Source organism: Pseudomonadales bacterium, from assembly GCA_013215025.1.
GTDB lineage: Bacteria > Pseudomonadota > Gammaproteobacteria > Pseudomonadales > DT-91 > DT-91.
Genome location: JABSRR010000308.1, coordinates 1 through 1,657 on the forward strand (window position 1 = coordinate 1; position 1,657 = coordinate 1,657).

Sequence of the window (1,657 nt, forward strand, 5' to 3'; positions counted from 1 at the left end):
CCGACGACACTTCGTGTGTATGATGTAACGAGTACTGGTTTCAAAGTGTTTGTGTCTGAACCTGAAGGTAATTTTAATGGTGTCAACCCAATTGCTTACCCTACTCAGTCGATAGAGTATTTAGCCATTGAAGAAGGTAGCTTTACCATAGGTGGTGTTCGAGTTCAGGTGGGCTTTAGCGACATATTGCCACAAAATCAGTCGAGTAGTTTTTTTAATGACCAGAATAATTTTACTGAGCAATACCAGTTTGTGCCATTCTCGAATATTGATCCTTTTCAACGAACGCCGGTGGTCATAAGCGAGCTGCAGACGATTAAAAACGATATTGGTTTATTTGCGGGTAGCGTATTTGATCGCGCCACCGAGCCATTTTTAGAGTTAGTTCAGCGTGTGCCAAGTACTGCATCGCCGCAAAGTTCGATTGAGGGTTTTGAAGTTTCGTTAGAACGAGCGGAGGCTGGCACCCCAGCTACAATAAATAATCTCTCACAATCTGAAGAGATAGCGTGGCTCGCGATCGAGGTTGAGCTTAATACTAGTAAAAGTGAATTTACGCTGTTAGATACTTCTGGCGATAGTATTGAGATAAAAGCTTTCACCAGCAGTCAAACGGTTAATAGCTCTAATAATAATGTTGATTGCGATACCATAAGTTTAGCGAGTCAATCTCTCAGTAATTTTGCACCAGGCAGTAGCCCTATTTATCTTGCTAGCCAGATTACCCGTGCCGGTTTCAACGGCAGTTGGTTACGACGCTGTAATAGTTCAACTAACCAAATTACATTGCGCACCGAAGAAGATGTGTTTTCTGACGATGAGCGTGCGCATATTGATGAACAAGTAAATATTATTGCAGTGTCCGAGTCTTTCGTTGCCAATCCTGCTGGCGGCCCAAATATTGTCGCCGGCGGTAGTTCAATTCCTGCCAATAGTGGTTTTATTACTGGTTTTTCGCTGCAGCCAACGCAGGTGGATTTTTCAGCGCTGTTTGGTGCCGATTTCGTCGCCCCACCCATTGTTGTACCGATGACAACCGATCAGGGTTCAGACGAACTGCCAACTTATGTCAGGGTTTGGAACGTGACTGAGCAGGGGTTCACTATGGCACAAACGGTGCCGCAGGGAGAGACTTCTCCAGGGCAGTCAATGGATGTTGATTTCTTGGCCGTGGTGCCTGGTGAGCATCAGTTAGAAAACAATATTGTTGTTATTGCAGACACGCTGTTTACAACTATTTGTAAAGGTAAGAATGCTGCTAACTGTACCAATAATGGTGACAACCTCAGTAATGCTACCGGCTATCAAGTAATAAATTTTCCCTTAATAAACGGTGTAAATGCTTACCAAGTGCCGCCAATTATTCTTGCCGCGCCACAGACAATCAGTAATGACGCCTCTTTAACCCCCCCTGAACTTGCCCCTGCTAGCCCGTTTATAGTTGCCTCAACTGTCAATACATCGGCAACACAATTTAAAGCTGCCTTTGATTTTGCCGAAACTAGCTTAGGTTCTCCTTTGATCTCCAATGAAGGTTTGGGTTGGATTGCGGTCAGCGATAATTTGGACACGGTGTTTCGAGCGGCTGAGAGCGCTCTGCCTGGCGATCGATTAATTAATATTCAAACTGCATATTCTAACGATGCAATCGAAGGGT

Annotated in this window: 1 protein-coding gene; it reads left to right on the forward strand. The window is 44.5% G+C overall.

The features are described 5' to 3' along the window. Nucleotides 1-51: 51 nt before the first annotated feature. A partial coding sequence (locus HRU21_13205) for a hypothetical protein (protein ID NRA43245.1) occupies nucleotides 52-1,657 on the forward strand: 1,606 nt, incomplete at its 3' end.